The 6145-nt window shown below is 55.3% G+C and carries 11 protein-coding genes; 10 read left to right on the top strand and 1 reads right to left on the bottom strand.

Features of this window, described 5'->3' with window-relative positions:
- From AWB67_RS40130 to AWB67_RS33975, 10 genes are all read left to right on the top strand, one after another.
- Window positions 1-293 (top strand): HNH endonuclease signature motif containing protein (locus AWB67_RS40130; RefSeq protein ID WP_143328444.1); only part of this gene is annotated, 293 nt, incomplete at its 5' end.
- 554 nt (window positions 294-847) lie between these two features.
- The gene (locus AWB67_RS33935) at window positions 848-1192 is read left to right on the top strand and encodes a hypothetical protein (protein WP_087660361.1); all 345 of its coding nucleotides are present in this window, start codon (window positions 848-850) and stop codon (window positions 1190-1192) included.
- 237 nt (window positions 1193-1429) lie between these two features.
- Entirely contained in the window at window positions 1430-1657 is a 228-nt protein-coding gene (locus tag AWB67_RS33940; protein WP_125477806.1) for a hypothetical protein, read from the top strand.
- Between the two features lie 9 nt (window positions 1658-1666).
- Window positions 1667-1918: a hypothetical protein gene (locus AWB67_RS33945; RefSeq protein ID WP_062642892.1), complete on the top strand. Its 252-nt coding sequence runs from the start codon at window positions 1667-1669 to the stop codon at window positions 1916-1918.
- Between the two features lie 40 nt (window positions 1919-1958).
- On the top strand, window positions 1959-2273 hold the full coding sequence (locus AWB67_RS33950; protein WP_062642894.1) for a hypothetical protein: 315 nt from the start codon (window positions 1959-1961) through the stop codon (window positions 2271-2273).
- A 17-nt stretch (window positions 2274-2290) separates the two neighbouring features.
- Window positions 2291-2560: a hypothetical protein gene (locus tag AWB67_RS33955; protein WP_062642897.1), complete on the top strand. Its 270-nt coding sequence runs from the start codon at window positions 2291-2293 to the stop codon at window positions 2558-2560.
- Window positions 2561-2776: 216 nt separating this feature from the next.
- Window positions 2777-3013: a hypothetical protein gene (locus tag AWB67_RS33960; RefSeq protein WP_062642899.1), complete on the top strand. Its 237-nt coding sequence runs from the start codon at window positions 2777-2779 to the stop codon at window positions 3011-3013.
- A 425-nt stretch (window positions 3014-3438) separates the two neighbouring features.
- Window positions 3439-3624 carry a hypothetical protein gene (locus AWB67_RS33965; RefSeq protein ID WP_087660362.1) on the top strand — a complete coding sequence of 62 codons (186 nt, stop codon included), beginning with the start codon at window positions 3439-3441 and terminating at the stop codon, window positions 3622-3624.
- A gap of 479 nt (window positions 3625-4103) precedes the next feature.
- Window positions 4104-4505, top strand: a complete 402-nt coding sequence (locus AWB67_RS33970) for a hypothetical protein (protein ID WP_087660363.1) — start codon at window positions 4104-4106, stop codon at window positions 4503-4505.
- A 69-nt stretch (window positions 4506-4574) separates the two neighbouring features.
- Window positions 4575-5060: a site-2 protease family protein gene (locus AWB67_RS33975; RefSeq protein ID WP_125477807.1), complete on the top strand. Its 486-nt coding sequence runs from the start codon at window positions 4575-4577 to the stop codon at window positions 5058-5060.
- Between the two features lie 560 nt (window positions 5061-5620).
- On the opposite strand, the gene AWB67_RS41080 is transcribed toward AWB67_RS33975, so the two are convergent.
- The coding region (locus AWB67_RS41080; protein WP_200822384.1) for a hypothetical protein at window positions 5621-6145 on the bottom strand (525 nt) is incomplete at its 5' end.

The raw sequence follows: 6145 nt of genomic DNA on the forward strand, positions 1-6145 counted from the left end.
CTTCAGCATGTTCAACTCCGTTTCCAGAAACACGTTTTACCCCAAAATCGTGTCCAGAAAAATCGGAGGCGGTTCACTGTGAGCGCGCCGGCTGTGGACAGGGTCAACGCTACCGAGGTTTTCTGGACGTGCATCATATCCTTGGGGCCGAGAAAGGAGATCGCGTCTGGAACTGTGTCGCTCTGTGCCCAAATTGCCATCGCGACGCCCATTACTCAGCCGAGGCGCAGGTCTTAAACCTCCAGTTGTTGGAGTATGCCAAGCAGTTCGAGCCATCGCACCACAAAGCATAGGAAAACACGACAACTATGTTACGAAGACTCGCAGACCGGCTGGCTGCACCGAAAAGGCTGCGGGAGGCGGAACGCTTTCTGGCGGATTGGTGCCCACAGGGTGTAGAGGTGGTGAACGATGGCAGATATTGCCGGCTTCACTTCGGCGGAATAGTCTACTCGCTGGAATATGACTCTATCCCGGAGGCGAATCATGTTCCGCACATGTCGGACCATTTGGAACTTCACAAGTGGGCTCTCCAAGTTGCCGGTGGCATCTACTCTCACAGGAGCCTCCTTGAAGCGTGGGTCCGACACTACTTGCCTGACGCGCGTGTGCTTGGTGCGAACCCAAATGACATTGTGCATGCCGACGAGACTGGCGATCGCCCCTTGTGGAAGGGGGAGCATTTTGTCTGGTATCTAACCCACGAGAACAAGTTCGTGACTCGCACGCTGAAGACAACACCGCTTCCGTGGTTGACGATGGAATTGAAACGAAAGACCAGCGCGCTTTCCGCAGGCGATTCCATTTACATACGTGCGTGAACTACGCATAACGGAACGGAAAACAAGTGGATAAAGCTGAATTCATAGCGGCACTTCAAATTGCGCAGGAAGCAGGGTGCCAGTTCGTCGTGGGCGTGCCGTCGCTCGGTGGTAGCTCGACGGTAGCCTTGACGCCTGAGCAGGCGTACCGGTTGACGACAGACAAGCAAGCGTTGTTCGCTGAGTTAATGGGCCTGAGCGTGCCCGAGTACATCGAGTGGCGCGAATCACAAGGCTCCGTCTATTGCTCCGCGCGAACGAAGCAAGGGAAGCAGTGCCGGAATTTCATCGTCGGCGCAACATGGCTGGAGCCGGACGAATGGAAAGCGCAACGGGCGGAAGCCGGCTATTGTTCGGCACACGGCGCATAGGAAAACATGGCTATGACAGTTGAGCTACGGTGTGCATCGTGCGGTCGTCCAGACGGACCTCGACCCGAAGGCGCAGATTCGGTCGTCGCCCTTGACGGTCAGCGATATTGCCGCTGGTGCGCTGCAGTCCGTGAAGGGCCGTCCGGGTCAGTATATGTACAGCTACCGAGTCCCGGTGGCATGGTCTCCCCAAGTACGGTAGACGATCCGCTGGCGGCCTGGATGGACTGTTATTGCATGAAGCCGAAAAAACGCATAAAGAAGAGAGACGCGAAAGACGAAATACAACGCGCTTGGGCGAAATGGGACGGTGATAAGACAGGACCGCAGTTGTTGTTCTACACCTGGCTACAGCGACAGCGCCCGTACTTTCTCACCTTCACCGAGAGAGGGAACGGCGACCAATGGCAAACAGTCAAGAGTTGGATCGACCAGTATGAGCAACAAGCGCGTTGCGCCAAGTAGGAAAACAGAATGGACGCATATACGCTGACGCGTGCGCGGCAATCCGAACAAGTCGCGCGGGAGTGGAAGGAATACGCTCACAGTTTGGAGCGGAAGCTCGCGATCTATGCTGCCAACTATGCGGGCATGGAGGCGGTGAAGGATATCGCCCTTCAAGAGCTACTGCGGATGGAGCCTAACCATCGTTTGGCTGTGCAGCAGAATCGACAGAGCATCTTCGATGAGGCACGCAGCGCGTCGCTTAGGAAAGAGCGCACCTGAACAAGTCGGAAACGTCTTGGTCGCACATTTGGAGAATCGCATGTTCGACACGAGTACAGAGCGAACGATTATCGGGTCTGCAATCGTCCTTTGGTTCGCGCACGGCTGGTATCTCAACACGCGTCTGCGGAACGTTCATCGAAAGCTAGATTCGATCCTTGATAACTTTGATGGACTACGGACCTATCTTTACGAGAACGATCCCCAGTTCGATGACGAGCGTGACCTCCTGGGCGAACTCGGTAATTCGCTGGAGAACGGCACAGTAAGTTTCGCTGGAATGAACCACATGGAGCTGACCAAGCAGAAAGAAGACAGCGGTCGGCGAACGCTCGACACCCGTTTTGCGGACTGAGCCATAGGAAAACAACAATGGACGCATATACGCTCACGCGAGCCGCGCAATCTGAGGACGTGGCGCGGCAATGGAAAGCCTACGCAGAGGATCTTGAACGAAAGATGGCGCTGCTGTCGGCGAACTTCGTTGGCATGGAAGCGCTCAAAAACGCTGTCGTTGCGGAACTGGCGATAGTCGATCCGACAAATTCCCTGACCGTTCAACAGAACCGTCAGCGAATCTTGGAAGCGGCGCGTAATGCTGCTCTGGCCGAGAATCGACGCGCAACGTCTCAGTCCCGATGACTCGGAAAACATGGCGAAGCTCACTCAGCCGACGGTCAAAATGCTCGAAGCCGCCGGATGCAACGAAATTGGCGACGATCTAATCGTCATCGGTACGACGGACGTGCGTGTATTGCTCTCGCATCGTGGATTACGAACCGGACGACACGGCTCCGAGGGGTTTCTCGCGTGGCAAGAGTGGGCTGGAATAGATAATCGGAGGAAAGGGAGGGCGAGATGGCAGAAAAGACGTGGAGCTACGGCGAACTGACGCGGATCGCGGAAAAGGAGATCGACAAACTCATGGCGGAAGTGCGCACAACAGCCAACTTCGAGGAACGGGTGCATCTTCAGAAGTACGCAGCGGGCGTACTGATGGGTTGGATGGCCGTCACGTTCATGAACAGAGAAGAAGCCGACGAGCAGCGGTTAAAGGATAAGCTCCGGTTGGCGGGTATAGGCCACTCCCTCTGATGGGGGAACCGCATCAACAAATAGAACAGAAACAACAAATGAGCAGAACCGGAATCACTGATCTGGCGTTAGACGCAGTGCGAAACCGAACTCGGCTAGCACTGCCTGATGACGACGCCTATCTTTATCGACTTGGCGTGGCTCTGTATGGCTTCGCGAAGCTCAGCAGCTTTATGGCGGAGATTGCTTGCCACATTGACACGACTCTCAGCCGATCTGAAGTGGAGGCAGGTACCGGAGGCACGATACGGTCCAAGTTCTGCGCCAGTGCGACAACTGTTAGCAGCTCACTTCCCTGAGATAGAGCCCATCTTCGAGCGTGTCGGCCGCGTCGAAATGAAGAACGCAATGCAATACACCTTCGTGAACAACGCGCGCCTCGCTGCGCTGGAACACAACGCAAACCCGTAACGGAGAAAAAGAGCATGATTGACCCCGCCTGGATTCTGATCGTGATGAGTCACGTCGACTCGGGATCGACCACCACCTTCCAGGAGTTCGAGAACAAACGTGCCTGCGATGCAGGCATGAATATGGTCGTGGCCATGGCCACGGCATCAGGCGACAAGGTTCGGGCCAACTGCATCAGCAAATCGGGGACGAGCTACTAATGGACGACGAGGGCTTCATCCCCGACCCTCCGCGACAGATAGGCACGGATAGGAAAAGTGAGATTCGAAATGACCGAATTTCAAAGCGAAAGTTAGGGAAACTTCGTCGTCAAGTTACCGTACAGGAGATTGCAAGGCATGTCTTGGGAACACAACCACTACAAGGCGACCTGCATTGGATGCGGTCACGAGGGCGAATGCATAAAATCGTCCGATGACTGGAATCGATCCGAAACCAGATATGCGGGCTTCGCGAACAACGATCCCGACGCAACCGCCGTGGGACGCAAGCGAGCAGATCGCCGTGATTCAAGTCCGACGTGCCCGCAGTGCGGCGGGACAGAAGTCAGAATTGGCCCCTTTCTGAAGACTACTTGAAGCATCTGACAGAGCACTGTATGCCCGTCTCAAAGAACCGGAAGAAGAGAGCGTCGAGTTCATGCGCGACTCATCGCCATAAGAAGCAACTTTACTTGCCGATGAGCCGCACTGACGTTGATGAAATCAGCCTGCAGTTTCGGCTTGACTTCGAATGCATTCGACAAGGCCGCGGCGACCGGCGCGCCGCGCTTAATATGACGTCCATCGCCCTGCTTGTCGAATTCTTGACCGAGGCTGGTTACGGCGGCCTGTCAATAGAATTATTGCGGTCCGTTCAAGAACGGTTGTCCGAACTGCTGGATCACGGCGTCACCACGAACGAGTGGAAATGTTCGGGCACTCTCGTCGATGAGCTCAACGAGGTCGTGAATGAATACGACCGTCAATTGCGCGAAACTCGATTGCAGGCGATCGTCGCGGCGACACAGCGACTCGAAAAGTTAATCGCATCGACCCCCGATAAGCTGACGAGTCTCCGTCGAATCTGCGCGCGCCTATGACGCTGTCACCCGTGAAAACGTCACGATTCTTACATCAATTTTTGATCTTGTTTCCGGGGAGCGCGGACCGTGTCTTTCAGCCTGCACTACGGTGTCGTTTGGACGAATTTCTTGGCGATGTCATTGACAGATACTCTTAAAGCGCTCGCTACGATGACCGTGATTGGGGTCTTTGGAGTTTTCCTCCACGAGTGCGGCCACCTCTTCACTGCGCGAGCCTTTGGAGTGCGTGGACGAATCCGGATCTTTGTGCGGCGCGGTAAATCTAAGGTGTGGTTTTTGTCTGTGCTCGGAGCCCTTATCGACGACGAGGATTTTCACGCATTGAAGTCCTGGCAACGTAGGCTCGTAATTCTTGGTGGCCCTGCGATCGACGTTTCGTTTTCGCTGGCGCTTCTTTTTGCCGGCGGTAAGGCTCCGGGTGCCGCATGGCTTTCCGGTGGTTTGGCGATGCTCGGTGCAGTCTATCTGCCGTGTTCAGCCATGAACATCGTTCCGATGCGCGCACTTCGCAACGACGGATGGCTGATGGTCCGCCCCGGCGACGCTATCTAACCGGCGCACCGCGACGACGTGCAAACGGGGTGTCGTAGAACGCATTAAAGATGTCAACATTGCGACTATAAATTCGTCAACTCGGGACTTCGGAGCGCCCGATAGCGGGGCGAGCCTTACTCAGCATGGGTGCCTGACGCAAAATAAAGTCGTCACTTCGCCCGTGAGATGTGGACTTCGACGCACGGCCGCCGACGGTGTTCAAGGAATATTGCGGCCGACGTATGCCAAGCGCATCGGGCTGCACGCGGCCAGGACGCGACGTTCAATGCAAGGTTAAGTTAGACATTCAAGCGTCGGTAGCGCTCCGGAAGCGGACACCGAAGCTAAGGAGTTTGATGGCGGTTCATCGCCCTTAGCTGTGATTCTTGACTCCGCCGCTATGGCAGAAGCAAGCTACAAAACGGTCATTTACGTAGGCATATCGTGAGAATCAACACGCAATCGCGGATTGCAATGCCGCTCGCATCCTTCTTGAATTTCGCGAAATCAAGAGCGGCGACAACGTTGTTGACGTCGCCTTTCGCTAGCAAATTGATCGCTCGATGGACAATGCGGCGTCATTCGATTAAGTCGTCCGGATCGTCGTCCAAAACAGCTTTACTCTGATTAGCGGCATCGTCCGTTTCAGGAACAAGCACCATGCGACCCGCTTCATCCTTTTGGTACAGAGCGATGTAACGCGGCACTGGCCTTGGAACCGGAATACGCTCTTTTGGCAGCCGAACAAGAGCATCTTCGCAGGCTGCTTTTAGCTTGGCATATCCGACCGTCTCCGCGTAAGTCTTCGTTTGGTCGAGCATGCGCACGTGCATGTAGATGATGTATGTGCGCTTGTGCTGTTGTCGATACAGAGCGGAGTAGGCTTCGGTTCCGCGCTCCAGATCCCCGAGTTTGGCCTTGTAGGCTACGGGATCTTCCATGACTACGCGCTGACGCATCATGACCATCATCCGACCGTAGTCGCGCACGATGGTCAGCAAGTCCTGCTCTGCTGGCCGCTCCTGGCTGTTAGCGGCGGTGTAGAAGCGCTTAAAGATGGCGGCGCAAGGTTGAGTGAAACGTTCAACAATAAAGGGGCACCG

The sequence above is a fragment of the Caballeronia terrestris genome, from assembly GCF_001544515.1.
Lineage (GTDB): Bacteria > Pseudomonadota > Gammaproteobacteria > Burkholderiales > Burkholderiaceae > Caballeronia > Caballeronia terrestris.

Coding starts and splice junctions, on each gene's coding strand:
- AWB67_RS33950 (WP_062642894.1), top strand. CDS start 1,959: ATGTTCGACACGAGTACAGAGCGAACGATTATCGGGTCTGCAATCGTC.
- AWB67_RS33965 (WP_087660362.1), top strand. CDS start 3,439: ATGATTGACCCCGCCTGGATTCTGATCGTGATGAGTCACGTCGACTCG.
- AWB67_RS33945 (WP_062642892.1), top strand. CDS start 1,667: ATGGACGCATATACGCTGACGCGTGCGCGGCAATCCGAACAAGTCGCG.
- AWB67_RS33960 (WP_062642899.1), top strand. CDS start 2,777: ATGGCAGAAAAGACGTGGAGCTACGGCGAACTGACGCGGATCGCGGAA.
- AWB67_RS33955 (WP_062642897.1), top strand. CDS start 2,291: ATGGACGCATATACGCTCACGCGAGCCGCGCAATCTGAGGACGTGGCG.
- AWB67_RS33970 (WP_087660363.1), top strand. CDS start 4,104: ATGAGCCGCACTGACGTTGATGAAATCAGCCTGCAGTTTCGGCTTGAC.
- AWB67_RS33940 (WP_125477806.1), top strand. CDS start 1,430: ATGAAGCCGAAAAAACGCATAAAGAAGAGAGACGCGAAAGACGAAATA.